At 71.3% G+C, this 26505-nt stretch carries 19 protein-coding genes and 2 tRNA genes; 16 read left to right on the plus strand and 5 right to left on the minus strand.

From position 1 onward, the window contains the following. Positions 1–373: 373 nt before the first annotated feature. Entirely contained in the window at positions 374–1972 is a 1599-nt protein-coding gene (locus ABD811_RS24715) for an RNA polymerase sigma factor (RefSeq protein ID WP_344952225.1), read from the plus strand. Positions 1973–2225: 253 nt separating this feature from the next. Further along, positions 2226–3728, plus strand: coding sequence for an RNA polymerase sigma factor (locus tag ABD811_RS24720; RefSeq protein WP_344952228.1), 1503 nt, complete (start codon positions 2226–2228; stop codon positions 3726–3728). Positions 3729–3786: 58 nt separating this feature from the next. Here the strand turns inward: ABD811_RS24720 and ABD811_RS24725 are convergent, their stop codons facing one another. Continuing rightward, entirely contained in the window at positions 3787–4902 is a 1116-nt protein-coding gene (locus ABD811_RS24725; RefSeq protein WP_344952230.1) for a phosphotransferase family protein, read from the minus strand. A gap of 454 nt (positions 4903–5356) precedes the next feature. Here ABD811_RS24725 and ABD811_RS24730 point away from each other — a divergent pair, with 454 nt between their 5' ends. Further along, positions 5357–6301: a hypothetical protein gene (locus ABD811_RS24730; RefSeq protein WP_344952232.1), complete on the plus strand. Its 945-nt coding sequence runs from the start codon at positions 5357–5359 to the stop codon at positions 6299–6301. Here ABD811_RS24730 and pdxR read toward each other — a convergent pair. Beyond that, positions 6198–7610 carry a MocR-like pyridoxine biosynthesis transcription factor PdxR gene (gene pdxR, locus ABD811_RS24735; RefSeq protein WP_425549458.1) on the minus strand — a complete coding sequence of 471 codons (1413 nt, stop codon included), beginning with the start codon at positions 7608–7610 and terminating at the stop codon, positions 6198–6200. The two genes, ABD811_RS24730 and pdxR, sit on opposite strands and share 104 nt — an antisense overlap. Positions 7611–7708: 98 nt before the next feature. Here pdxR and ABD811_RS24740 point away from each other — a divergent pair, with 98 nt between their 5' ends. The 5 genes from ABD811_RS24740 (at position 7709) to ABD811_RS24760 (ending at position 10200) form a co-directional block, all read left to right on the plus strand. Beyond that, positions 7709–8359, plus strand: coding sequence for a pyridoxamine 5'-phosphate oxidase family protein (locus ABD811_RS24740; RefSeq protein WP_344952235.1), 651 nt, complete (start codon positions 7709–7711; stop codon positions 8357–8359). Between the two features lie 213 nt (positions 8360–8572). Then, complete coding sequence (gene orn / locus ABD811_RS24745) at positions 8573–9181, plus strand: oligoribonuclease (RefSeq protein ID WP_344952238.1); 609 nt, start codon at positions 8573–8575, stop codon at positions 9179–9181. A 70-nt stretch (positions 9182–9251) separates the two neighbouring features. Next, a tRNA-His gene (locus tag ABD811_RS24750) sits at positions 9252–9327 on the plus strand. A gap of 155 nt (positions 9328–9482) precedes the next feature. Beyond that, positions 9483–10055 (plus strand): response regulator transcription factor, encoded by a 573-nt coding sequence (locus tag ABD811_RS24755; RefSeq protein WP_344952240.1) that lies wholly within the window; start codon positions 9483–9485, stop codon positions 10053–10055. Positions 10056–10127: 72 nt separating this feature from the next. Continuing rightward, positions 10128–10200: transfer RNA gene (locus ABD811_RS24760), tRNA-Lys, on the plus strand. Between the two features lie 372 nt (positions 10201–10572). Here ABD811_RS24760 and ABD811_RS24765 read toward each other — a convergent pair. After that, complete coding sequence (locus ABD811_RS24765) at positions 10573–11583, minus strand: glycoside hydrolase family 6 protein (RefSeq protein WP_344952242.1); 1011 nt, start codon at positions 11581–11583, stop codon at positions 10573–10575. Positions 11584–13254: 1671 nt separating this feature from the next. Between ABD811_RS24765 and ABD811_RS24770 the strand changes: the two genes are divergently transcribed. The 3 genes from ABD811_RS24770 to ABD811_RS24780 all read left to right on the plus strand — a co-directional run bounded on the left by ABD811_RS24770 (position 13255) and on the right by ABD811_RS24780 (position 17994). After that, positions 13255–13938: an IclR family transcriptional regulator gene (locus tag ABD811_RS24770; RefSeq protein ID WP_344952244.1), complete on the plus strand. Its 684-nt coding sequence runs from the start codon at positions 13255–13257 to the stop codon at positions 13936–13938. A 260-nt stretch (positions 13939–14198) separates the two neighbouring features. Then, a complete protein-coding gene (locus ABD811_RS24775) occupies positions 14199–16571 on the plus strand; it encodes a cytochrome P450/oxidoreductase (RefSeq protein WP_344952247.1) in 2373 nt (790 codons plus the stop codon). A 58-nt stretch (positions 16572–16629) separates the two neighbouring features. Next, positions 16630–17994, plus strand: coding sequence for an MFS transporter (locus ABD811_RS24780; protein WP_344952250.1), 1365 nt, complete (start codon positions 16630–16632; stop codon positions 17992–17994). A 684-nt stretch (positions 17995–18678) separates the two neighbouring features. Here the strand turns inward: ABD811_RS24780 and ABD811_RS24785 are convergent. Next, entirely contained in the window at positions 18679–19653 is a 975-nt protein-coding gene (locus ABD811_RS24785) for a GlxA family transcriptional regulator (RefSeq protein ID WP_344952252.1), read from the minus strand. A gap of 402 nt (positions 19654–20055) precedes the next feature. Here ABD811_RS24785 and ABD811_RS24790 point away from each other — a divergent pair, with 402 nt between their 5' ends. The 5 genes from ABD811_RS24790 (at position 20056) to ABD811_RS24810 (ending at position 25454) form a co-directional block, all read left to right on the plus strand. Further along, complete coding sequence (locus tag ABD811_RS24790; RefSeq protein WP_344952254.1) at positions 20056–20694, plus strand: HD domain-containing protein; 639 nt, start codon at positions 20056–20058, stop codon at positions 20692–20694. A gap of 804 nt (positions 20695–21498) precedes the next feature. Beyond that, on the plus strand, positions 21499–22437 hold the full coding sequence (locus ABD811_RS24795; protein WP_344952256.1) for an NADP-dependent oxidoreductase: 939 nt from the start codon (positions 21499–21501) through the stop codon (positions 22435–22437). After that, positions 22434–22895: a cupin domain-containing protein gene (locus ABD811_RS24800; RefSeq protein WP_344952259.1), complete on the plus strand. Its 462-nt coding sequence runs from the start codon at positions 22434–22436 to the stop codon at positions 22893–22895. The genes ABD811_RS24795 and ABD811_RS24800 overlap by 4 nt, the downstream gene beginning before the upstream one ends. Before the next feature lie 501 nt (positions 22896–23396). Beyond that, positions 23397–23843: a transposase gene (locus ABD811_RS24805; protein WP_344952268.1), complete on the plus strand. Its 447-nt coding sequence runs from the start codon at positions 23397–23399 to the stop codon at positions 23841–23843. Between the two features lie 774 nt (positions 23844–24617). Beyond that, positions 24618–25454, plus strand: a complete 837-nt coding sequence (locus ABD811_RS24810; RefSeq protein ID WP_344952261.1) for a CPBP family intramembrane glutamic endopeptidase — start codon at positions 24618–24620, stop codon at positions 25452–25454. 308 nt (positions 25455–25762) lie between these two features. On the opposite strand, the gene ABD811_RS24815 is transcribed toward ABD811_RS24810, so the two are convergent. Further along, on the minus strand, positions 25763–26505 hold a 743-nt coding region (locus ABD811_RS24815), incomplete at its 5' end, for a hypothetical protein (RefSeq protein WP_344952263.1).

The raw sequence follows: 26505 nt of genomic DNA on the forward strand, positions 1-26505 counted from the left end.
CCGGGCGTTCGGCTTCTTCTCTCCGGCCCTCGCTACGGAAGCCTTCTCCGAGGCGCGGAAGAGGCGTCACCGCACGTCAGGGGACGGCCGGAGCGGCTGGGACGGGGGCGCGGCCCCGAGCCGGAAGAGGCCGGACGGATTTTTCGAGATTTGTTCGTCAGAGGTGTCAACCGGGTGCGGGGGTCGGCCGTCATCTATACGGAGGCCCGACGGGGAGCGGGGCCGTCGGGCCTCCAACCTTCCTTCCCCCCGTGTCCCGTGGCGGGGCCGGACCCACGAGGTTCCGGAGGAGAGCACGGCACGGCTCGCAAGGAGAGCAGTCGCGGCCCGTACGGCGGTCGCGGTGCCGACGTCTCAGTTCGCGGGAGGATCCGTGTCCCCTTGGCCCAGTCTCGATCGCGGGGACGATCTCAGGCTCGCCCGGTTTCTGGCCGCCGCCGACGACGGCGCCGCCGCGGGGGACGGCCCCCGCCCCCTTGAGCCGATCGATGCCCTCGCGCAGGTGGTCGACCGCTACGCGGCACGCCTCTACGACTACGCCCACGCGCTGCTGCGCGACCAGGAGACGGCCGCGTGGGCGCTGCACGACGCCTTCCTGCAGGCGTACGCGCATGCCGGGGTGCTGCGCGAACCGGTCAGGTTCCGGTCCTGGCTGTACGCCCTGATCCGCAACGAGTGCCTGCGCCGCCGCGCCGAACCGGACTTTCCCGTCGAGCGCCGCGAGGCGCCCGAGGTGGAGGACGTGTTCCTGGACGCGCCGGAGCGGGCGCAGCGCATCGAGAGCCGCCGGCTCGTGCACGGCGCGATGGCGAGCCTGCGCGGCACCGAACGCGAGGCCCTCGACCTGCTGCTGCGGCACGGCCTGGAAGCGGCGGAGGTCGGCGCGGTGCTGGGCATGGACGCCCGGCAGGCCGCCGATCTGACCGGCGCGGCGCGGCAGCGGCTGGACGACGCGCTGGCCGTCGCCCTGGTGGCCCGCGACGGGCGGGCCGCGTGCCCGCAGGCGGCGGAGCTGACCGGGGACGCCGACCCGGCGCGGCCGCCGGCGCCCGCCCTCGCCCGCCGGCTGCTGAAGCACATCTCGCACTGCGCGACGTGCACCGAGCTGCGCTACCGGCGGGTGTCGACGGTGCGGTTGCTGCAGGTGCTGCCGGTGGCGCTGCTGCCGTCGGAGTTGCCGTCCCGGATCATGGCGACCGCGACCGCGCCCCGGCTGGCCGACGACCTGGCCGCGGCGGCCGGGCGTGCCGAGCCGTTCGACACCCGGGGCTGGCCGGTGCCGGTGGCGCGGCTGCAGCGACGCGCCGCCCGCGGCCGCCGTCCGGTGCCCAGGCTGCTGCCCATCGCGGCCGCGGCGGCGGGGCTGCTGCTGATCGTGACGGGCGCGTTCGTCCTCGTGCCGCTCGGGTCCGGCCAGCACACCGGGGCGGTCCCCAAGAGCACCCGCGCGGCGCCTGACCCGTCCGCGTCCGACGCGTCCGCCGATCCGTCGTCCGAACCGTCGGACGAGCCGTCGCCGAGCGGGTCGTCGTCGCCCGAGCCGTCCGCGACGCCCACCACGCCCACGCCCAGCCCGTCGCTGTCGTCGCCGACGCCGACGCCGCGCACGTCGGCGCGGCCGTCGCGCCGCACGCCCCCGCCCAGCCGCGCCCCGGCCGGGCGCCTGGCGGTCGGCGGCTGCGCGATCCCCGAGGGGCAGTCGTCGTGCGCGGTGCCGGTGCGGGCGGTGGGCGGGCCCGTCACCTGGTCGGTCACCGGCACGTCGGGAGGCGTGAGCGCCTCCGGCGGCGGGCGGCTGTCCGGCGGCGGCACGGCGGGCGTGACGGCGTCGCGTCCGTCCGACTGCCCGCCCGGAAGCCACTCGGGCAGCGTGCGCTTCGCTCCCTCGGGCACGGCCACCGTGACCTGGAGCTGCCCGGAGGCCCCGGACGGCGGCGACCCGCAGGCCGGCGATCCCGCCGTGGAGGGCTGAGGGCGCGCTCTCCGGCGGCCGGGTGCGGTCGGGGCGACCGCCCGCGCCGCGACGAGACTCAGATCACAACTTTTCCGTAACCGCCCGTCCACGTGGCGAAACGACCACGGAGCGTGCCGCTCTGCGTCCCTTCGGTCCCTAATGGCTCTGAAATCTCCCGAATTTGATGGCAGGATCTGGCACCCAGAGTCGGCCGACCGACGTCGGGGCTCGTTGCGGGGATGTTCAGATCATCGAGCACGGGAGGATCGTCGTGGCCGCTGGGCCAGAACAGGGCCGTTTCGATGACCCCCGGCTGGCGGAATCACTGCGGGTCGGGGACGTCATCGCGCTGTCGGAGGTGTACGACACCTACGCGCCCTTCCTGTACGACTACTGCCACGGTCTGCTGCGGGACCGCGTCGAGGCGGCCGGGGCGCTGCGCAACGTCATGGTCGCGGCGCGCGAGCACGTCGGCGGGCTGCAGACGCCCGAGCGGCTGCGCGGCTGGTTGTACGCGCTGGCCCGCAAGGAGTCGCTGCGCCGCCGCGACAGCCCGACCCGGCACGTCGGGCAGGAGGCGGCCGAGGTCGACGACGGGGAGCTGAGCGAGGAGCAGTTCGCCCGCCGCGAGGAGCGGCGGATGCTGGCGCTCAGCGCGCTGGCCGCGCTCAGCGGACGCCAGCGCGAGGCGATCGACCTGGCGGCGCGGCACGAGCTGGACGCGGTGGACCTGGCGGGCGTGTTCGGCGAGTCCGCCGAGGAGGCAGCCGTGCTGCTGGGCGAGGCCGAGGCCACGCTGGAGGCGGCCGTGCGCGCCGCGCTGGTGGCCCGCAACCACTGGGAGGACTGCCCCAGCCTGTCGGCGCTGACCGAGACCTGGCCGCTGTCGAAGCAGGCGGCCCGCTCGGTGATGCGGCACGTGTCCAGCTGCCCCACCTGCGGCGAGCGGAACACGCCGCGGCTGCCCGCCGACCGGCTGCTGGCCGTGCTGCCGATCGCGGCGCTGCCCGCCGACCTGCGGCTGGACGTGCTGGGCGCGGCGACCGACCCGGAACGGGCCGACAACAGGCGCGCCATCGCCGCCTGGGCCGAGCCGTTCGACGAGTGGGGCTGGCCGCTGCCCTACCAGCCCGTCGTCTCCCGTGCCCGCGAACGCGAGTCGTCGCGGCGCAAGGGACCGGTCGTCGCCGCGGTCGCGGCGGTGGTCGCGGCCGTGGTGCTGATCGGCGGCTCGGTCGCGGCGTTCACCGGCGGCGAGTCCGGCTCGCCGGACGCCGCGAGCGCCCTGCCGAGCGGCGGCTCCTCGTCCCCGGCCGGAGGGGACCCGTCGCAGTCGCCGGGGGACCCCTCCGCCGAGCCCAGCGCGTCGGCCACGAGCGCGTCGCCGTCGCCGACGAGGAGCAGCCGCAGCCCCTCGCCGTCCAAGTCGCCATCCAAGTCGCCGTCGGCGTCGCCCAGCCGGACCAGGACCCCCTCGTCCCGGCCCACCCAGCCCGAGCACCCCCGGCCGCCCCAGCCGGGACGGCTGGCGGCCTCCGGGTGCGACATGGACCGGGAGGACGCGTGCACGGTCACCGTCACGGCGGTCGGCGGGCCGGTGAACTGGGCGGTCACCGGCACGTCCGGCGAGCTGTCGGCGAGCGGCTCCGGCCGCCTGGACGCCGGCGAGTCGGCGCGCGTGCGGGTGTCGCGGACCAACGGGTGGTGCTGGGGCGAGGAGACGGGCTCGGTGTCGTTCTCCCCGCACGCCAGCGCCTCGGTCTCGTACTGCTGACGCCGTCGTACTGCTGACGCCGTCTCGTATTGCTGACGCGGTGTCCGGCTGCTGACGCCTACCAGGGGGAGCCGGAGTCCAGGATGCGGTGGGCGCGGGAGACCAGGATCGGCACGGCGTCGCCGATCTGGTCGAACCCCTCCCCCACGGTGGCGTTCTGCAGGAAGCGGGCGTGGATGCCCTCCAGGATGACCGCGAGCTTGAAGCACGCGAACGCCACGTAGAAGTCGATGTCGGCCAGGTCGAACCCGGTCAGCGCGGCGTACCGCTCGGTGAACTCGCGGCGCGTGAAGAACCCGGGCGCCGTGGTGACGGACGCGCCGACCGGCAGCCGTTCGGCGTCCGGGTCGTCGGCCTGCGCCCAGTAGACGAGCGTGAGCCCCAGGTCGGACAGCGGGTCGCCCAGCGTCGACATCTCCCAGTCGACGACGGCCGCGATCCGCGGGGCCGGCTCCAGCCGCACCAGCGCGTTGTCCAGCCGGAAGTCGCCGTGCACCAGGGCGGCGCGCCCGCCGGCCGGCAGCCGCTCGGCCAGCCGCGCGGCCAGGCGGTCGTACTCGGGGACGTCGTGGACGGCTCCGGCGGCGCGGATGGCCTCCTGCGAGGCGTCCCACTGCTTGCCCCAGCGCCGCAACTGCCGTGCCATGTACCCGTCGGGACGGCCGAAGTCGCCCAGGCCCACCGCGTCCACGTCGACCAGGTGGATCGCGGCCAGCGCCTCGGCGAGCCGTTCGCTGAGCCCCGCGGCCTGCTCGGGGGTGAGCCCGGCGGCGTCCTCGACCTCGCGCAGCACCCGTCCCGTCACGTGGTCCATCAGGTAGAACGGGGTGCCGATGACGCTCTCGTCGTCGCAGAAGGCCAGCGTCGTCGGCACCGGAACGGCGGTGCGCGGCCCGAGCGCCGACAGCACGCGGTACTCGCGGCCCATGTCGTGCGCGGTCGGCAGGACGTGGCCGAGGGGCGGCCTGCGCAGCACGACGTGCCGCCCGGCGTCCGGGCCGCCGCGTCCCCCGTCGTCCAGGACGATCCGGTAGGTGAGGTTGGACCTCCCGCCGGAGATCAGGTCGACGGCGGTGATCCGCCCGCTGCCGGGGAGCGCGTGCGCCAGCCAGCCGGCCAGGCGGGGAACGTCGATGCCGGGGACCCCGGCCGGAAGTTCAGCGTCAACGGTCATGAGGCCCTATTAGAACGCGGCTCGGTACGCGGTGTGAACCCCACCCCCGCCCAAGCGGGTGCCACGTTCCAAGGGCGCTCCCGGCGCCACATCATGCCCCACGGAAGGTAACTCTCCGGCCACTTCCGGCCGTTTCCGCGGAAGAAATTCTCATACCCTGGGAACGCCGGTTTGCTCCTTGGTGACCACCTCGTCACCGGGACCCGCTCCGCACCGGTATGCACGAAACCGTAACAGGAGGTGGATATGAAGGTGCGGAAGGGTACTGATCCCGATCAATAACATCGGATCTCGGCGATCCGGATCCGCGCCGCCGAAGCAGCCCATGGCGGCAGGCCGGGCTTCCGCCGCCCGGTCCGGGCTACAGGTACAGGGACTAGACCAATCGTGGGCCATTCCGCCCGATTGGGGGGGACGCACCGTGGCAGACGCATGGCTGCCAGGAGCCGGACGCATGCCGGCACGACACGACGGCGGCGCGCTGGGGGGAGGTGCTCCCCGCGTGGTATGGCTCACCAGCGAGTCCGACCCGCGTCTGGTGTCGGCCAGGTCGGTGGCGGCCGACCTGGCCCGCGAGGCGCGGCCCGCGCACCTGGTGTGGAACCCCGGCTCCGGCGAGGTGGTGCAGCAGGTCCCCATCGTCCGGGCCGCCCGGGCGCTCACCGGCCGCGCCGGCCGCGAGGGACGGATCTGCGCGCAGATCATGGTGGTCGGCCAGGCCCGGGAACCGTTCACCACGGGCCTGCTCACCGGGCTCGAGGAGATCATGCGCTGGCTGGACGCCTGGGGCGTGCCCCGCCGGTGGCCCGCCGGCCCGCCGCTGCCGTCCCCGCAGTCGTACCACTCCGGCCGCTCGCGCCGCGACTGGGCCCGCGGCGGCCACTACGGCGGCTCCCAGGTGCCCGACACCTCCCGCCCCGACCCGGGCGCCATCGACATCCACCGCGTCACCGGGCCGGACGCCCTGATCGCCGCCGTCCCGCACCCGCGTCCCGTGCCCGGCCCCGAGACGGCCCCGGGCCTGCCCCCGGTGAGCACCCGCATCGCCGCGCGCCGCCCCGGCGAACCCGTGCCCGGCCCCCTGCACGCGGCCGAGCCCCTGCGTTCGGCCGAGGCGCTGCGCGGATCCGATCCGGCGAGGACGCCCGACCCCCTGCACAGGTCGGGCCACACCCGTACGGACCCCGAATCCCTGCCCGCGATGGTCGCGCACGTCGCCATGGTCGCCTCGGCCGAGGCCGCGGCCGGGGCGGTCGGACGCGTCCCCGGCCCGGCGGGCTGCGACGACGTGCCCGCTACGCCGACGCCCGCGCCCGCCGCCGCGCCGCTGCCCGGCCCGGGGCGCTCGTCGCCGGCGGCCGTCCCGCCAGCTCCCGAACCAGCGAGCATGCGGTCCTGAGCTCGGCCGCGGACGCCGCGGCACCGTAGCCGATCACCAGCCCCGACACGCGGAGCGGCCCGGCGTGGTGGCGGTCGAGCGTGTCCAGCAGCACGCCCCGGCGCGCCGCCTCGGCCACCACCCGCGCCGTCTCGTCCTCGGGCAGCTCCACCACCAGGTGCAGCCCGGCGGTGTCGCCGCGCAGCCGCAGCCCGTCCAGCACCTCGGCGACCACCGCGCGGCGCCGGGCGTACTCTGCGCGCATCCGCCGCACGTGCCGGTCCAGGTCGCCGCGTTCCAGCAGCAGGCGCATCGCCTCCTGCGGGACGACGGCGGTGCGGTCGTTCAGCCAGTCGCGGCGCGCGGCGATCGCCTCCACCAGCTCGGGACGCGCCACCAGCCAGCCGACCCCCACGTCTGCGGTCAGCATCTTGGTGGCGGTGCCGAGATAGACGACCACGTCGGGATCCAGCCCGTACAGGGCGGGCAGCGGCGCCACGTCGTAGCGGAACTCGCCGTCGTAGTCGTCCTCGGCGACGAGCGCGCCCGTCCGCCGCGCCCAGGCCAGCAGCGCCTGCCGGCGCGGCACCGGCAGCACCCCGCCCAGGGGGTACTGGTGCGACGGCGTGGCGTAGACGAGGCGCAGGTCGTCGGGGAGCCCGTCGACGACCAGCCCGTGCTCGTCCACCGGGCACGGCACCGGTTCGGCCCCGCGCCCGGCCAGCACCCTGCGCGCCTTGACGTACCCCGGCTCCTCCACGCCGACGCGGTCGCCGGGGCGCAGGACCGTGGCGGCCAGCAGGTCCAGCCCGTTGGTGGCGCCCCGCGTGACCAGCAGGCGGCTCGGCGGGCATGCCACGCCCCTGCTGCGGCGGATGTAGTCGGCCAGCGCGGCGCGCAGCCCCGGCAGCCCGCGCGGGTCGGGACGCATCGCGGGCGGCACGCTCGCCGCCAGCCGCCACGCGCGCCGCCAGCCGGGGGTGTCCAGCGCGCCGACCCACGGCACCCCAGGCCGCAGGTCCATCACGCCAGTTTCGGTGCGCTCCCAGCTCTCCTCACCGCCGGTCTCGAACGGCACAGGCGCCGCCTCGCCCTTCGGCGGGGCGATCTCGGTGACGTAGGTCCCGGAGCCGTGCCGCCCCTCCAGCCACCCTTCGGCGTACAGCTGCTCGTAGGCTTCCGTCACCACCGTCCGGCTCACACCCAGCTCCGCGGCGAGCGCGCGCGTGGACGGCAGCCGTTCCCCGGGCGCCACCCGTCCCTCGGTCATCGCCGACCGCAGCTGCCCCGCCAGCTGGACGCTCATCGGCTCGGCCGCGGAACGGTCCACCGTCAACGGCAGGGTCGGTCGGGTCGGCAAAGTGGCCTCCGGCGATCGCAATTAAGTGGCTCTACAGGCCAGGCCACTTCCTTCCTACCGTACAAACCATGAGCACAACGCCCCTGTCCCCTACCGACCGCACCACCCTCCACCGCAACCGCACGCGGGCCCGCACCGAACGCTCCGCGCTGTACGAGATCCTGGACGACGGCCTCATCTGCCACCTCGGCGTCGTGGTGGACGGCTCCCCCCGCGTGATCCCCACCGGGTACGGGCGCATCGACGACACCCTGTACGTCCACGGCTCCACGGGTGCCGCCAGCCTGCGCGCCGCCCCGTCCCAGGAGATCTGCGTCACCGTCACCCACCTGGACGGCATCGTGCTGGCCCGCTCCCTGTTCCACCACTCGGTGAACTACCGCAGCGCCGTCGTCTACGGCGTGCCACGGACCGTCACCGATCCCGACGAGAAGCTCGCGGGGCTCCGTGCCGTCACCGAGCGACTCGCCCCCGGCCAGTGGAAGACCGCACGCCGGCCCACCCCCAAGGAGATGGCCGCCACGTCGGTGCTCGCCCTCTCCCTGGAGGAGGCCTCGGTCAAGATGCGTCAGGGCGGCCCGCTGGACGACGACGAGGACTACGCCCTGGACGTGTGGGCCGGAGTGCTGCCCGTCCACCGCACGTTCGGGGAACCCGTACCGGACCCCCGGCTGCGCCCCGGAATCCCCGTGCCGCCCCACATCGCCGACCGGGCGTAAGAAGTCGCCGCCGCCCACCGGGGGCCCGTTGATCACTGCCCATGGTCGTGAACCGCCACCGAGCGTCATACCCTGGCTGCGTGTACGTGTTGGTGAAGCCCGGAACTGCGGCCGGCGACGGCGCGTCCGGCGGGCTCCGCGGGCCCGGCCGGCCCGGCGCCCGCCCGCCGGAGTGGACTCACCACAGAGTCATCGCAGGTGAGAGGGCATGAAGTGAACGAGCGTCTCGTCTGGATCGATTGCGAGATGACAGGTCTCGACCTGCGCAACGACGCGCTGATCGAGATAGCCGCGCTGGTGACCGACAGCGAGCTCACGATCCTCGACGAGGGGATCGACGTGGTGATCAAGCCTCCGGAGGAGGCGCTCACCCGGATGTCGAAGGTGGTGCGCGACATGCACACCACGTCCGGGCTGCTGGACCTGCTGCCCGGCGGCGTCACCCTCGCCGAGGCCGAGGACGCCGTGCTGCGCTACATCCGCAGGCACGTCCGCGACGCCAAGAAGGCCCCGCTGTGCGGCAACTCCATCGCCACCGACCGCTCGTTCCTCGCCCGCGACATGCCCGCCCTGGACGCCCACCTGCACTACCGCATGGTGGACGTCTCCAGCATCAAGGAACTGACGCGCCGCTGGTACCCCCGCGTCTACTTCGCCAGCCCGGAGAAGAAGGGCGGCCACCGCGCCCTGGCCGACATCACCGAGAGCATCCAGGAGCTGCGCTACTACCGCTCCACCGTCTTCGTGCCCCAGCCCGGCCCCGACTCCGACACGGCCCGGGCCCTGGCGGCCGAGATCGTCGCCCCCTCCACGTCCGGCTGAGAAACCCTGTGGCCAACCACCCGTCCGGAACCGCTACACTTTCTTCAGCCGGGATCCGCTCCCGGCCGCGGTGGGTGTAGCTCAGTCGGCAGAGCACCAGGTTGTGGTCCTGGGTGTCGGGGGTTCAAGTCCCCTCACTCACCCCACGAGAAGGGCCCCGACCGCCTCGGCGGTCGGGGCCCTTCCTGTTACCCCGAACCGACCGCCACTTGACCAGGCTCGTTGGCTCCTGATGATCGGCCGGTTATGCTCCGACCTTATAAATGACAATGACACCCCAAGGGCGACCGCCGGAGACGGGATGAGTGTCGACGAAACGGCCCCCCTGCGCGTGCTGGTGGTGGACGGCAGTCCCCACGACCGCGCGGAGGTGGTCGCGCTGCTGTCCGACAGCGAGGAACTCCAGGTCATCGCGGAGGCCGCGGACGGCGGCGACGCCGCCCGCCTGGCCGAGGAACTACGCCCAGACCTCATCCTCCTGGACGCGTCCGCCGCCCGCCAGGCGGCCCCCCTCAGCCGTTCCTCCCGCGTCTTCGTGCTGGCCGCCCCGGACGACCAGGGCGCGGTGGAGGCCGCCATCCGCAACGGCGCCTCCGGCCACCTGGTCCGCGGCTCCTTCACCGTCCGCGACGTGATCCGCGGCGTCCGCGACGCCAACCGCGTCAGCCTGGGCCTGTCCGCCCGCGAGGCCGAGGTCATGGACCTCATCGCCAGCGGCCGCTCCAACGGCGAGATCGCCCGCCAGCTCTTCCTCAGCGAGAAGACCGTCAAGAACCACGTCAACCGCATCTACTCCAAGCTCGGCGTCAGCTCCCGCGCCACCGCCATCGCCCTGTGGCGCGGCATCGTGAGCGTCCTGCCGGCCAAGGAGTAATCGATTCGCACTGGTCCGCCGGTCCTGCTAACCTTCTGGGTGTCGCAAGGGGGACGCCCCCCAGAACGACAAGCGCCGTTAGCTCAATTGGCAGAGCAGCGGACTCTTAATCCGCGGGTTCGGGGTTCAAGTCCCTGACGGCGCACCCGTGACCGCCCCTGGCCGCAAGCAAGAGCTTGCTCCCAGGGGCGCCGTCTTTTGGGGGGACGCCCCCGTCAACTCGCCTTGAGTATTCGCGAAAACGTCGCGAATACCCATCGCCGTTTATGGACGACTTCGTCCCCCTGGCCGTCCATGGCAGCTCGGCGTCCCGGACCAAGCCACGCCACCCCCGATCTCCTACCGATGCGGGGGTGCCCTCCAACACCCTGATGGCCGAATCAACCCCGGTAAACGCGCGTCGGCCCGCCCCGGACATGACGCCGGGACGGGCCGGGCTACGGCGCTGTCAGGCCAGCGTGGCCACCTGTCCACCCACCCAGGTGGTGGGCTGCGGTGCGGGCGGCACGCTCGGCTATCAGGTGCCGTCGATCAGGCGGATGGCCAGGTCGGGGCTGAACTGGCCGGCGGGGATCCCGGCACCGATCCCGCAGTTGCCGTCGGAGTCGCCGGGGACCTTGACCCACAGTTCCAGTTCGGCGTCGACTCCCTGGCGGGGCGGGGTGCCGAGCTTGCGTCCGGCCGGGTTGCACCATTCACCGTTGGAACCGTTGCCGTTGCGGCTGGTGTCGACCACGAAGGTCTTACCGCTGGGGAGCCCGGCTTTGACGGCCTTGGCGTAGGTGACCGATTGTGCGGTCGTGTAGTAGTTCGACACGTTGACCGCGAAGCCGCGTGCGTCAGCGATCCCGGCGGCCTGCAGACGCTGGGCCATGGTGCCGGCGGGGATCCAGTTGGCGTTGCCGGCGTCCAGGTAGACCCAGGCGTTCGGCGCCTTCTGCTTGAGCTGCTGCACACCGTATTTCAGCAGGTCGAGCCGGATCTGGCGCTCGGTGCCGTTCGGCAGGCAGTCGAGTTGGGCGACCGCGTCGGGCTCCACCACGACGATCGCCTGGCGGCTGCCGATGGCCGAGGCGAACTGCCCGATCCAGGTGCGGTAGGCATCCGGGCTGCCCGCGCCGCCGCCGGAGTGGCTGCCGCAGTCACGGCCCGGGACGTTGTAGGCCACCAGCATCGGTGTGGCGCCGGCCTGCGCGGCGCCGCCGACATAGCGGGACACCGCCGCGGTGATATCGCTGTCCCAGTTACCGAACCAGCGTGCGATCGGCCGGTCGGCGATGGCCGCCTTGATGCGAGCGGCCCGCGGGTCGCCGGGGTGCGCGGCGACCCAGGCCGCCGGGTTGGAGTTCGGGTCGACGTACAGGTTGGCCGCGGCGATCGCCTTGGCCGCGGGTGCGGCGTAGGAGACGGCGGCGACCTTGGCGGCCTGCGGTTGCTGTCCGGTGAAGTAGGCGCCGGTCAGCGCGGCCGTCGACGCGGTGAACGCGGCGACGGCGGTGATGGTCCATCTGCGGATAGCGGGCAGCACGGGGGTTCCTTTCTCGTCCGGTGTCATGGCGGGGGTTGCCGTCCGCGGGCTCTTCGGTCATATTTCAGCGGAGCATAGGGAAGCGGACGCGTTCAATGCACTAACTATCGACGCGCACCAATCCGGGTCAAGAGCCCTTTCACTCTTCCATTTCCGCCCCCAGCCCGCCGTCATTGTGAGCCTGTGGGGTGCCAATAACGCGCGCGTAGGCGCTGATCTGGGCTTTCGTGCGGAACCCCAGGCCGCCCGGTGGTACTCGTTGAGCGCCCCGGCCGGGACCGTTCGGGGCTGGATCGAGGCGGTCATGCCGATCAATCGACCGAAGTCATGCAGTGACGGGCCGAGCGTGCGACCTTCGGTGGGGCGGTGGCCTCCCTGCGGCAACGTCCGGGAGAACGTGCCGTACCTGTCCCCGCCTCCTGTCCGACGAGGTCTTCTTCGTGCTCTCCACCCGGTCACCGGACCGCGCGGACCTGCGGCTCCCAGGCCGACTCGCCTCAACGCTCTGCCGCACTACCGCTGCGCCTGAAGTATGCGCAGATATCAGTCACGCTCCGTGCCCCCGACCCGCATCAACTCCACGGGTCCCGTCCTATATATGCCGACCAGGCGAGCCAGCCGGTCTCAGCCATAGACCACCACCACGCTGAGACCAGAGGCACGATGATTCCACCCGCGTCTACCTGCAGGAATACCGAAACCCGACACGCCCGGTGACCGTCCAACGGTCCAGTGCGGGGCCGTCCAGGGTGGCCATGTTCGCTCGATGTTCACTCGGCGTCCCGGTACGAGATGGCACGCCGGGACACGCGGCGGCACGAGAATCGGCCTGGACGTGCACAGGGCGACATAGATTGACACTGAGATCAGCGGGCTCTTAGCCCGCGGGTTCGGGGTTCAAGTCTTTGACGGCGCACCCGTGACCACCCCTGGTCGCAAGCAAGAGCTTGCGACCAGGGGCGCTCTCATTTGAGGGGACGCCCTCCAAGCCCCAGCCCGAGCATTCGCGAAAACGCTGTGAATACCCACCACCATTTATGGGCGCTTCATCCCCCGGCCATCCCGTGACAGTCCTGCGCCCCGACCAAGTCATTCAGCCCCGGTTTCCCTGCCGCCCGGGACGCCGCCCAGCGCCCGATGGCCCGAAATGAGCCCCCGTGAACACGCGTCGCCCCACTCCGGAAATGACGCCGGGACGGGCCGGGGTGCGGCTGCGATTAGAGCAGCATGGCCGCCTGGCCGCCTCCTGGGGCGGCGGGCCGGTGGGGTTCGGCTTTGAGGACGGCTGCGGTGGTGTGCTCCGCCGGTTGCCGGGGCAGTTGCGGCAGCAGGCTGGTGTCGATGTCGGCGCGATACTGATGGACGACAGGCGCAGGGGCGCCTGGACGACCTTCATGTCGTGTCCGGCGGCCGGCGGGAACGGCGGTGTGCCGTGCCGCAGGGCGTGGAGCGGATTCGGCCGCAGCCCCGCCTCCGTCGACTACCGTTCGGGCACCAGCGGCTGGCCGGTGGTGAACACCGGCCCTGTCTCGGTCCAGGAGTCTGCGGCGGACAGTCAGGCCAGGCTGGTGTGCTGGGTGTGGACGAGGCGGCGGAAAGTGGCGGGAGGCGGACGGCACCAGCGACACCGCTGTGCGATCATCTAAGGCGACCCATGGGACGAGGAGTGGGATGAGCACGCTGCAGACGCTCGATCGCGGTCTGCGCGCGTTGGACGTCGTGTCGCGGAGCCCGGCGGGCATCTCGGTGGCGGACCTGGCCAAGGAGCTGGGTGTCCACCGCGCCATCTGTTACCGCATCGTGGCCACGCTGGAGGCCCATTCGCTCGTCACGCGCGCCGCCGACGGCCGCATCCGGCTCGGCCTCGGTGCCGCGGTGCTGGCCTCCCGGTTCGAGCCGCACTTCATGCGCGGTGCCCGCCCCGTGCTGGAGGAGCTGGCCGAACAGACCCACGCGACCGCCTTCATCGCCGCCGCGGAGGCCGACACCTGCGTCGCGGTCATGGTGGCCGAACCGAGGGACACCGTGTTGAGGGTCGGCTATCGGGTGGGCAGCAGGCACCCGCTGACTCAGGGGGCGTCCGGCATCGCGATCCTGGCTATGCGCCCGGAGAGCCCGCGCGATCCCGAGGTCGTCAGGCAGGCTCGCCGGGACGGCTACTGCGTGACCAAGGGCGAGCTGCAGAAAGGCGCGGTCGGCGTGTCGGCGGGCATCGGCGTGCCCGACGACGTCGAACCCGGCACCGTGATCGAACGCAGCGTCGGCGTGGTCTCCACCGAGGGCCTCGACATCGACCGCGCGGCGGCCGCCGTCACCCGTGCCGCACGCCTTCTGTCTCAGCTCGTCACCGGCTGACAACGCCGCATCACCGGCAGCCGCCGGTCGAGCAGCCCACTCGAGGCTGAGCAGGCACGCTCCTGCCCCGCGTTGGCCGCAGGCCGGTTCCGGCGCTGCGGCATGCGGTCGAGCAGGCCCCTACCGGGCGGTCGTGCAGCAAGTGACTCTTGACCCGTCAATGTGGCGCACCTTACCCTGCACTGGTCTCGCGGTCTCGCTTATCGCACACAAGTGTTCGATAAACGTAAAACCAATGCACAGAGGTGCGAGGAGAACACATGGGCTCAGTCTCATCCCCCGCAGCCGAAGCGCCGGAGGGCGCCGCGTCCGCCCTCCGTACGAGCGTGGGAGGCTGCCCGATCGACCACTCCCGGCTGGATCCGACCGGACGGCCCGTCTCCCCCAACGCGGCCGCCTTCAATCCGTTCGGCGAGGCGTACCTGCAGGACCCTGCGGGCGCACTGCGGTGGTCGAGGGACGAGGAGCCGGTCTTCTACAGCCCGGAACTGGGCTACTGGGTGGTCACCCGCTACGAGGACGTCAAGGCGGTCTTCCGCGACAACATCACCTTCTCGCCGTCCATCGCCCTGGAGAAGATCACCCCGTTCTCCGACGAGGCGAACGCGGTGCTGAAGGCGCACGGGTACGCGATGGACCGCACCCTCGTCAACGAGGACGAGCCCGCCCACATGCTGCGCCGGCGGGCGCTGCAGGAGCCGTTCACCCCCGAAAAGCTCGCCCATCACGAAGCGATCGTGCGCCGCCTCGTCCGCGAGCACGTCGACCGGTTCATCGACGCGGGCAGGGCCGATCTCGTCAGCGAGATGCTGTTCGAGGTTCCGCTGACCGTCGCGCTGCACTTCCTCGGCGTGCCCGAGGAGGACATGGCCACGCTGCGCCGCTACTCGGTCGCGCACACGGTCAACACCTGGGGACGTCCCTCGCCCGAGGAGCAGGTTGCCGTCGCCGAGTCGGTCGGCAAGTTCTGGGAGTACTCCGGTGAGGTCCTGGACAAGATGCGCCAGGACCCCTCGATGCCCGGGTGGATGCCGTACGGGATCCGGCTGCAGCCGGAGATGCCCGACGTCATCACCGACTCCTACCTGCACTCGATGATGATGGCGGGCATCGTGGCCGCGCACGAGACCACCGCGCTCGCCACGACCAACGCGCTGCGGCTGCTGCTGGAGAACCGCACCCAGTGGGAGGAGATCTGCGCCGACCCGAGCCTCATCCCGGCCGCGGTGGAAGAGTGCCTGCGCTTCTCCGGCCCGATCGTGGCGTGGCGGCGGATCGCCACCTCCGACACCGAGATCGGCGGCGTCGCCATCCCCGAGGGCGCCAAGCTGCTGATCGTCCAGGCGTCCGCCAACCACGACGAGCGGCACTTCGACGACCCTGACGAGCTCGACATCCGCCGTGACAACGCCGCCGGGCACCTGTCGTTCGGCTACGGCTCCCACCAGTGCCTGGGCAAGCACCTGGCCCGGATGGAAATGCAGGTCATGCTGCAGGAGTTCACCACGCGCCTCCCGCACATGCGGCTGGTCCCCGACCAGGAGTTCACCTACCTGCCCAATACCTCCTTCCGCGGCCCCGAGCACCTGTGGGTGCAGTGGGACCCCGAGCGCAACCCCGAGCGCACCGACCCCTCGATCCTGGACCGCCGCCAGCAGGTGAGGCTCCGTGGACCGGGCGGACGCGCCGTCGCCCGGACCATGACCGTGCGCCGGATCGAACGGGAGGCGGACGAGATCGTGCGGATCACGCTGGCCGACCCACACGGCAGGCCCCTGCCGAAGTGGTCGCCCGGCTCGCACGTGGACCTGGAGTTCGACGAGTTCTCCCGTCAGTACTCCCTGTGCGGCGATCCGGACGACCGGTCCTGCTACCAGATCGCGGTGCGCAAGGACGGCGACGGCCGCGGCGGCTCCCGGTACCTGCACGAGCGCCTGACCGTCGGCGACGTACTGCGCATGCGCGGTCCCCGCAACCACTTCCGGCTGGACCCGGACGCGCGGCGCTACGTGTTCGTCGCCGGCGGCATCGGCATCACCCCGATCATCGCGATGGCCGACCACGCCCGCCGCACCGGCCACGACTACGAGATCCACTACTGCGGCCGGTCGACCGGCACGATGGCCTTCCTCGACCGGCTCGTCCGCGACCACGGCGACCGGCTCACCGTGTACCGGTCCGCCGAGGGCGTCCGGCTGGACGTCGACGCACTGCTGGCCGACCCGGTGGAGGGCACTCTCATCTACGCGTGCGGTCCGCGGCGGCTGCTCGACGCGCTCGACGAGGCGACCCGGCACTGGCCCGAGGACGCGCTGCGCATGGAGCACTTCACTTCCGACGTGGGCAAGCTCGACCCGGCCCAGGAGCACGCCTTCGACGTGCAGTTGGCCGAATCCGGCGTCACCGTCCACGTTCCCGCCGACCAGACCGTACTCACGGCGCTGCGTGCCGCCGGCTTCGACGTGCCCAGCGACTGCGAGGAAGGACTGTGCGGCACCTGTGAGGTGCCCGTCGCGGAAGGGGAGGTCGACCACCGCGACGTGGTGCTGACCAAGGCCGAGCGTGCGCGCGGCGACAAGATGATGACGTGCTGCTCACGCGCCTGCGGCAAGGCGCTCACACTCCGTATTTGACGCGGCGGCTTGGCTCCGGGGGGCGAGGAGCAGGCCTCGGAGATCGAAAGGAACACCAATGGCATCGGATGCGGCACGCGCCCGCACGGTAGGCACCGGCAGTCGCCGCGGGACCCCCGGCCGCGGGTTTCCCCGGCTGCTGGCGGGCAGCATGGCCGGCGCCGTCCTCGAGTGGTACGACTTCGCCATCTACGGCGTCATGGCGGCGACGGTGCTCGGGCCGCTGTTCTTCCCGGGCGACGACGGCTTCATCAAGCTCCTGCTGGCACTGGCCACCCAGGGAATCGGCTTCTTCGCCCGCCCGCTCGGCGGCATCGTCTTCGGACACCTCGGTGACAAGTTCGGCCGCAAGCCGATGCTGGTGGTGACGTTCCTGATGCTGGGCGCCGCCACCATGTCGATCGGCCTGCTGCCCACCTATCACGACATCGGCATCACCGCGACGTTCCTGCTCGTCTTCCTGCGCCTGGTGCAGGGGTTCGCGCTCGGCGGTGAGTTCGGCGCGGCGGTGCTGCTGGTCAGCGAGTACGGCGAGCCCAGGCGCCGCGGGTTCTGGACGTCCTGGCCGCAGGCCGGCGCCCCGGCCGGCACGGTGCTGGCAGCCGCCATGATCACCGTGCTGGGCATGTCCATGAGCGACGCCGACTTCGAGTCCTGGGGCTGGCGGATCGCGTTCCTGCTGGCCGCGCCGCTCCTGGTCATCGGGTTCCTGATCCGCCGGGGCCTGGACGAGTCGCCGGTGTTCCGTCAGGCGCAGCGCGCCGCCGAGGAGGCGCGGAAGTCCGCGGCCGGGAAGCACCGGGAGGCCAAGCGGTCCAGCGTCCTGCAGGCGCTCTCGCAGCCGCGGGCCGTGCTGCACGGTCTCGGCATGCGGCTCGGTGAGAACATCGCCTTCTACATCTACACGGTGTTCGTCATCGCCTACGCCACCAAGTACCACGGGTTCGACCGCGGAGACGTGACGCTGGTGGTCACCTTCGCCTCGGTGTTCCAGTTCGTCGGGATGATCGCCGGCGGCGCCTGGTCCGACCGGGTCGGCCGCAAGGTCGCGATGCTGGTTCCGTCGGCGGTGCTGGTGGTCTGGGCGCCGATCTTCTTCTGGCTGGTGCACTTCGAAAGCCTGCCGCTGCTGTGGATCGGCGTCTGCGTCGGCGCGTTCTTCCACGGCATGCTGGCCGGACCGGAGGCCGCCTGGATCGCCGAACTGTTCCCGACCCGGTACCGCTACGCCGGTTCCTCGCTGGTGTTCCAGGGTTCCTCGATCGTCGCCGGTGCCCCCGCTCCGTTCATCGCGGTGTGGCTGATCAACAGCTTCGGGGTCGGGATGGTCATCGGCTACCTGGTGATCACCATGGCGATCACCTTCGTCGCGGTGATCACGAGTTGGGAGACCAAGGGAGTCGACCTGGATCGGGTCGGCTGATCCCCTTCCCGTTGCTTCGCGCCGAGGCCGCCCCCGGCATCGCCCAGCAGGGCGATGCCGGGGGCGGCCGCATCTCGCCCAAGACGGTGCCCACCGAGGTCGGGCCGGTGCACTCGGAGCACCAGCACCGTGTCCAACTCTGCGCCCCGCCCCGACGCCAGGACCCAAACTGCCCGCCATCACCGCGCCGTCACACACCGCACGCCCGCCCCGCATCCTCCGGAAAGAGCCCCAACCAGAGTTGGGGAGAGCTGGAAGGGAAGGTCGTCGGCAGGGCCGCGACGGTGGTGTGGTCCAGTGCGATCACGCGGGCGGTCTTGGGCGGGCAGACCGTCAGGTACCCGTCGTACTGAGCAGGTGTGGGAGCGGGCGATCCGGCACGAGCAGTGCCGGCTTCCTTGAGCGCATCCGCTCGTGCCGCGCCGTCCTCCAGATCCTGGCGGCGGGGCTGGGGCCGAAATCCGCCGAGTCTCTTCAAAATCCGCGCCGGAGAGCATCGGGAATCCCATGCCCGGTCACGCGGCGGCCACCGCGCGTCCTCGCCGGACTCGGCGTTCAAGGTGCTCCCACTGGATGTAGTCCGACGGCGGTTCGGGGATCACCTGGGCGCGGCCCGGGCCGTCCAATCGCTCGGCCAAGCCACCGCCGCGTGCTCCGCCGGGAGTGGCCTCGACGGCCCCTGACCTAACCCGCGTTGGCGCGGCGGGCCGTGCTGAACCGGCGTTGGTAGGCGGCGGGGCTGATCGACAGCTTCCTGGCGAAGACCCGTCGCATGCTTTCGTAACTGGGGAACCCGGCGAGGAGCGCGGCCTGCGTCGCGGTATGTCCTTGGTCGAGCAGTGCCCTGGCCATGTCGAATCGGATGTTCTCCACGTAGCGGGCCGGTGTCGTGGACAGCTCGTCGTGGAAAAGCCGCGTGAGGTGCCGCGTGCTCACGTTGAGGTGTTTCGCGAGTTCACCCAGCGAGTGGTTCCCGCGGGGGTTCGCCGTCACCAAGTCGGTGATCTTCCGGAGAGCCGGCGAGCGGGGCGGCGGCCCTTGCAGCGGTGCCGAGAACTGGGACTGGCCGCCCGCACGCTGCATGTACACCACCAGGGCGCGGGCGACGTCGCGCGCCAACCGGGGCCCGTGGTCCTCTTCGACGAGAGCGAGCGCCAGGTCGATGCCGGCCGTCACCCCTGCCGACGTGTACGTGGCGCCATCGCGGACGTAGATCGCGTCGGGCTCGACGCGGCACGTCGGACACCGGACGGCGAGCTCGTGCGCGACCTTCCAGTGCGTGGTCGCGCGCTTGCCGGCGAGGAGGCCGGCGGCGGCGAGAACGAACGCTCCGGTGCAGATCGACGCGACCCGGCCGGCCACAGCCGCCGGTATCCGCGCGGCGTCCGCCAGGTCACGGGGGACACGGGCGCGCGGATAGAGGTCGGCCCCGGCCACCAGCAACGTGTCGTAAGCCGGCTCCGAGGAGACGGCCCCGTCGACCGCGATCCGGACCCCGAGGCTTGACGTGACGTCCGCACCGGTCGGCGACAGCAGCACGATCCGGTAGTCGGCGCCGAACCGGTTCGCCTCCTTGAACACCTCCCCGGGACCGGCGACGTCCAGCAACGTCACTCCGTCGTAGACGAGGAACGCGACGCGATGGGGGGCGGCGTTCACCGCTCCGGTCCCTCCGGAGCCGGATCCGCTCGGTGGCCGCCGACCCCAGGCGGGACTGACCTCCGTCGGGTCGGCGACGCAGGAGGCATGGACACCGTTCATTGCTAGCACACCGTCACCCGGAGATGACGGGGACCCTCCTCGGCGGGGCTGCTCAACCGGCAGCGGGCACCGAAGCCGCTGGTCTGCCCGACCTGGGGCGGCTTCGTCCTGCCGCGGCGGGGTATGGCCCGTCGTGAGAGTCGGTGCAGCGGTCGTGGTGGAGCACCCGGCTGCGTTTCGCCCGTCCGGATTTAAGTGCTTCCTGGCCGGACGAAGGCGGCGCCGTCCGCCGTCCCGTCGGCAGCATGGACGTCGGACACACGGTCCACAGCCGGCACACTTCCCGGAAAGTCAGAGGTCATGGCAGAGGTCATCGCGGGGTTGGAGATTCCTGGGACAGCGGCGGTCGCCGAAGCGACCAGGCACATCCAGGAGACGACCAGCCCCCTCATCTACCACCACTCTCGGCGGGTCTTCTTCTTCGGCCTGATTCACGCGCACAAGCTCGGACTGAAACCGGATCCGGAGTTGCTCTACTTGGCGGCCATGTTCCACGACACCGGCCTCCTGACTCCCTTTTCCGACGTCGAGCAGCGCTTCGAAGTCGATGGCGCCGACCACGCGCGCAAGTTCCTGCTGGACCGGGGTTTCTCGACGGCCGCCGCTGAGACCGTCTGGACGGCGATCGCGCTGCACACCACGCCGGGCATCCCCGGCCGGATGGCCCCGGAGATCGCGACCACGCACTTCGGCGTCTTGACCGACGTCATCGGCTACGGCCTGGACGAACTCGAAAAGGATCGGTTGGGCGAAATCCTCGCCGCCCACCCACGAGGAGATTTCAAGAACGAGTTCCTGCGAGCCTTCGTCGACGGGCTCAAGAACCGTCCCGAAACCACGAACGGCACCGTGAATTCCGACATACTCGAGCACTTCGTCCCCGGCTTCCGGCGCACGACGACCGTCGAGCGCATCGTCGGCTCGGCCTGGCCGAGCTGACCGGACATCACACCAGGCCACGCGATGAACGGTGTCAGTCACTTCGGCAACGGAGGTGGTTTCGGATGTCGTGCTCCGTTCGTCTCGCTCGGCTGCGTCGGCATGCTGATGATGGCGACCGCGAGCGCGCCGTCCCCGATCTACCCGCTCTACAGGGAGCGTTGGGGCTTCTCGGTGACAACGCCGACAGTGGCCGCGTACGTCGCCGGTCTCCTCGGCGCCTTGCTGACAGACGGCGCGGCGCCCGCGTCACCACGGCGCACGCGCCGCGCGCCCCCGTGCGCCCGCCGCGCCGCCATGACGGCCGGGTCGCTCAGCGATCACCTGCGTCGCCGATCGGTGCTTGTCGCCGTCCTCCTGGTAGCGGCCAGCACGGCGATGGGCACGGGGGTCGTCGGGCTGCTCGTTCAGGTGGCCACACGCCCCGATGTGTTCCCGCTTTTGACACTGGCGTTCGTGAGCCTCGCCGCAGTCGTCCTCACGATCCATGAGCCACATACCCGCCGAGCCGGTAGGCCGACCTCCCTGCGACCACCAGGTTGCACGGCACTGAGCGTCCCCGTGTCTGGAAGCCGGGCTGCCGGCCCGGTGGTGGGGGCTGGACGCCACGGCCCACCTCTCCATCGCGTTCGTCGCAGTGCTGTCCGTGATCGCCGCGGCTCACGCCGGACGCCCACAGGCTCACAAGCGCACCGACGTACGATCCGCGACCACCGCGGCCGGGAGCCCGCACCACGTGCGTCCCGAGCGGACCTCGTGCTGAGCCCCACCCATACCGACGAACGTCCTTGAAAGGAATCGAGCATGCGAGCGATCACCGTGCGAGATCGTGAAGCGGGTGTCGGCGGCCTCGCCCTGACCGACATGCCCTATCCCCATGCCGCGGAAAACGACGTCATCGTGCGCGTGCACGCCGCGGGCTTCACCCCCGGAGAGCTCGACTGGCCGGCAACGTGGTCCGATCGCGCCGGCCGCGACCGGACACCCACCATCCCCGGGCACGAGCTGTCCGGAGTCGTGGTCGAGCTCGGCTACGGAACCACCGGCCTCACTGTGGGCCAGCGGGTGTTCGGACTGACCGACTGGACCCGCAACGGATCCCTGGCCGAATACACCGCGGTGGAGGCTCGCAACCTCGCCCCCCTCCCGGCCGACATCGACCACACCGTGGCCGCCGCGCTGCCCATTTCCGGGCTGACCGCATGGCAGGGACTGTTCGACCACGCCCACCTCACGACCGGCCAGACCGTTCTCGTTCACGGCGCCGCGGGCGGCGTCGGCTCGATCGCCGTCCAACTCGCGCGAGAGGTGGGCGCCCGCGTGATCGGCACCGGCCGAGCCGACGACCGTGATGTCGCGCTCGGCCTCGGCGCGCAGACCTTCCTCGACCTGGACGCCGACGATCTGCGGCAGGTCGGCGAGGTGGACGTGGTGTTCGACGTCATCGGCGGCGACATCCTCGAGCGATCGACCGAACTGGTACGCCCGGGCGGCACCCTCGTCGCCATCGCCATGCCACCCACCGTGCAGCCCAAGGACGGGCGAGCCGTCTTCTTCGTCGTCGAACCCGACCGGACCCGGCTGACCGACCTCTCCCGGCGCCTCCGGGCCGGGCGGCTCAAGCCCATCGTCGGCGACGTGCGACCGCTTTCCGAAACGCCCTCCGCGTTCGCCCGCCACCGCCGCACGCCCGGAAAAACGATCATTCAGGTCGCGGACGAACAAGGAGGACAACGCTCATGATCAGTATGCGAATCGCCGGCGGCGCGCTGATCGCCGGCACGGCCGCCGCGGTCGTCGGATGCGCCCCTGCGACGGAGCGTCCGGCCTCCCCGGCCGGCGCGGTTGTGGCTTCGAAACCCCCTTCCGAGACCCTGAAGCCCCTGATCCAACGGGCGCTCCCGAACGTCCGCGGCAAGACCTTCACCTCGGCGACCGTGACCTTCCCGCCGGGCGCCCGAGCGGTGCCCCACCGGCACGGCAACGCGTTCGTCTACGCCTACGTGCTGCAAGGCACAGTACGCAGCCAACTCGAAGGCGAACCGATGCGCACCTACCACCAAGGCGAGAACTGGATCGAGCAGCCAGGAGCCCACCACGTCGCCACCGAAAACGTCAGCAACACAGAACCGGCCAAGCTCCTCGTCGTCTTCATCTCGAACACCGGAGAACAACTCAAGATCAATGACCCGCACCAGTAGCCCGCGTCGTACAGCGTGATCACCCCGTAGGACAACACGTACCACCCGCGCGCCGACCAGCTGCGCCACGTCCTGCCGCCCAAACTCACTGCGAAGCGTGCGACGCGCCACGCGTCGCACCCGATCCGAAAGCGGCCAAAAGCAGGCCCGATCACCGCCCCGCCACAAGCCTCCGACGAACTGCACCCGCTCGCGATGCAGCCAGCTCAGCCCATCGGCCCCCCTCTCCGGGGGCGGAAGCCGTCCTGCGTCCCTTCTACGGCGCAAACCGCGGCGCCGACGAGCGCCGCCGCCCGCCCGCACACCTCCCCCACCGCGATGAGCCGCACCCTAGGCAAATCCACCTGGCCTGCGACGGCAAAGGGCGTCCGCTGGGATTAGGGCGTGTTTCAAAGGCAGGTCAGCCAGTCGTTGATGACAGCGATGTGGAGGGTGGCTTCGTAGCGCACGGCGAGTTTGTCGTACCGGGTGGCCACCGCACGGTGCCGCTTGAGCCGGTTGATGCCGCACTCGACGGCATGGGGTGGATCTTGGTGGTCAGCCCGCCCCGCGAACGTCCCAGAGCGTGAAGTGACTGGCGGCAACGCGGGTGACTGCACCCGGTTCACCGCTGTGATGGCCGCGATCCGGGTCCCGCGGCTCGGGCCGGGCCGTCCCCGCGTGTGGCCCGGGCACTTGGTCGCGGACAAGGGCTACAGCACTCGGGCCATCCGCGCCTGGCTGCGCCGCCGTGGCATCGGCGCCACCATCCCCGAACGCGCGGACCAGATCCGCAACCGGCTGCGCAAAGGACGCCGCGCAGGCCACCCGCCCGTCTTCGACATGCATGTGTACCGGCTGCGCAACGTCGTCGAATGCTGCTTCAACCGGCTCAAGCAGTGGCGCGGCATCGCCACCCGCTACTGCAAGGCCGCCGTAACCTTGGCCGCCCTGCTCATGTGGCAATGACACCTTGACGACACGGCCAACAAAAGCCCACCGCCCCGCGGTGGGCTTTTGTCAGATACGGCCTAGCCCGCCTCCGCCGCGTCGTTCAGGACCCCCTCCTGATCCCGGGCCGGGCAGACCGTGGTCTTCACCCCTGCGCCGAAGCCCTGCGGGACGAAGCCGCCGCAGTGGTGCGCCCGTCTCGCGGCACTGCTCACCCCGGCACCGGCGTCGACCCCCGCAACGCTCCGCAGTACCTTCACCCTCCAGGCTGCCGAACCTGGTCGGCGCGGCGCCGGCCCCCGGACTGCGGCAACTGGCTCGGCAGGAGGCGCCAGGAGTTTCGTTGCGGTCCCGGGCCGAAGAACTGGAGGCCGATCCGGCCCTCCGCGACGGCCGGGTCGTCCTGGAGATCGGATCCATCGAAACCCGGTTCGAACAACTGGTCACCCTCCGGATGGTGGCGGCCGTCCGGCCCGGCCCCCTCACCAAAGAAACCCTGACTCCGGCCCGGCTCGCCGCCGCCGAACACGTCGCGGTCAGCCGTCCGCTCCGCACTGCGCGACGTGCTGGAGGCGACCGTAGGCAGCCACGCACAGAACTGGGTCGCGGCCGCTTCCCCTCGGCACGAGCCCCGCACCCGATGCGGCCGCCACCCGTGGGTCTGTGGAGATCTGTCCCCCGTACGAGCTACACGCAAGTGTCCACCGAGTGGTGACGATTCGAGTGCCCTCGACTCCATAGCGTTCCGTGCAGCCGCGGCGCTCCGGCCGCGGACCTGGAGAAGGGGTTTTCATGAGATTGGTCTGGCAGCTCCTGGCCGTCGTGGCGGTCGCGATGATCGGCAGCCAGGGCGTCGCCGCCGTGGACGGCAATCCGTGGCTGGAGCTCGCCCTCGGCCTCCTGACAGCCGTGCTCGGGGTGTTGGTCTACGGATGGGTGGTGCGGCGAACCGAGCGCCGCCCGTCCACGGAAGTGGCCCGGAAAGGTGCCGGGGCCGCGCTGAGCCTCGGTCTGTTGATCGGCGTCGCGCTGTTCGGGGCCGTCATCGTGAACATCGCCTTCCTCGGTCACTACAAGGTCGACGGCCTGGGATCGCCCACGGCCGCAGTCGGGCTGGTCGGCTTCATGGCCGCCGCCGCCACGACCGAGGAGCTGCTCTTCCGCGGCGTCCTGTTCCGGATCATCGAGCAACGCACCGGCACGTGGATCGCGCTGACGCTGACCGGCGTACTGTTCGGCCTGTCTCACCTGCTCAACCCGCACGCCAGCCTGTGGGGCGCCATCGCGATCGCGATCGAGGCCGGTGGCATGCTCGCCGCCGCGTACGCCGCCACCCGCAACCTGTGGGTGCCGATCGGCCTGCACTTCGGCTGGAACTTCGCCGCGGCCGGCATCTTCAGCACCGAGGTCTCCGGCAACGGCACCCCGCAGGGACTGCTGGACGCCACGACGTCCGGCCCGAAGCTGATCAGCGGCGGAGACTTCGGCCCGGAGGGAAGCGTCTACTCGATTCTGTTCGGCCTGCTGCTGACGATCGTGTTCCTGTGGCTGGCCCGCCGGCGCGGTCACCTGGTGCCCCTCCGCCGACGCGCCGCCCAGCCCCACGCCACCGCACTTCCCCAGGGATGACTCTCGGGCGATTCCCGGACCGTGGCGCCGATGGGACGCCACGGTCCGGGATCTCCCGTTCGTCTTGCCGGTCCCTCGCCGTATCGCTCCTGCCGTCATCACACAGCCACGGGAGCGCAGCAACGCATTCATTGCTGATCATCCACCTGCGATCAAGTGGACGTCGCCGACCCGGCCTGTGTCCGCCAGCATGTAGGCAGACGAACTTGCTGCGAGGTGCGGCTTGGCCCGTTCTTCCGGCAAAGACACGGCGCCGCGACAATGAACCTGACCAGCCGGCCCCCGCCTGCAGACCGGGTGACGCCCGATCAATCCCCGTCGCTGAGCACGCCGGCAGTTCGCAGCAGGACGGTGAGCTGGGCTTTTGCGAGGGCCGTCGATTCTGGGGCGCGGAGGGTTCCGTCCGCTAGTGGGTGCAGTCCAAGCAGGGCGCCTTGGACGGGGACGGCCAAGTGCGGCAGTTCTTTGATGCGCCCGCGCAGCAAATCCTCCGCCGCGGTCAGGATCTCCGCACCCCACCGCTCTACCGCGGCCTCACCGGTGTCAACGGTTTCCTGGCCGTCGCCGCCGGACAGCACGCCATCGTCGGCGAACAATTGGAGCATGACTTCGAGCTCGGGCTTGCCGTCGACCAGGCGGACTTGGCGGGTGACCGGATCGTAGGAGGCAGTCAGGCAGTGCTCCTCTCGGCGCAGCAGCAACTCCTCCAATCCGCCTTCCCACGTCGCTCGCTCCAACTCGACCCATCCGGAACCCGACAGCATCACCTCCAGATGGTCCAGGACTTCTTCTGAGCATTCGTCCACGCCGCTGGCACCGTACAGCTGTTGGTAGGTCTCCTCAGCCCAATCGCCGCCCCCGTCGGCGAGGTCGGCCGCATTCCCGGCGGTGACGATCGGCGTGAGCAGTGCGAACGCTTCCAAGAAATCGGAGTCGGGGCAGCCACCGCGGTGGCACCAGTACTGCCCCGGACACGTCAGGACTAGAGCCTGTTCGTGGTCCAGATCAGTCACAGTCGAGTGACTCTGCCCGCGCCGGAGCGGGAGCAGGC

The organism is Actinomadura miaoliensis (genome assembly GCF_039536785.1).
Classification (GTDB): Bacteria; Actinomycetota; Actinomycetes; order Streptosporangiales; family Streptosporangiaceae; genus Spirillospora; species Spirillospora miaoliensis.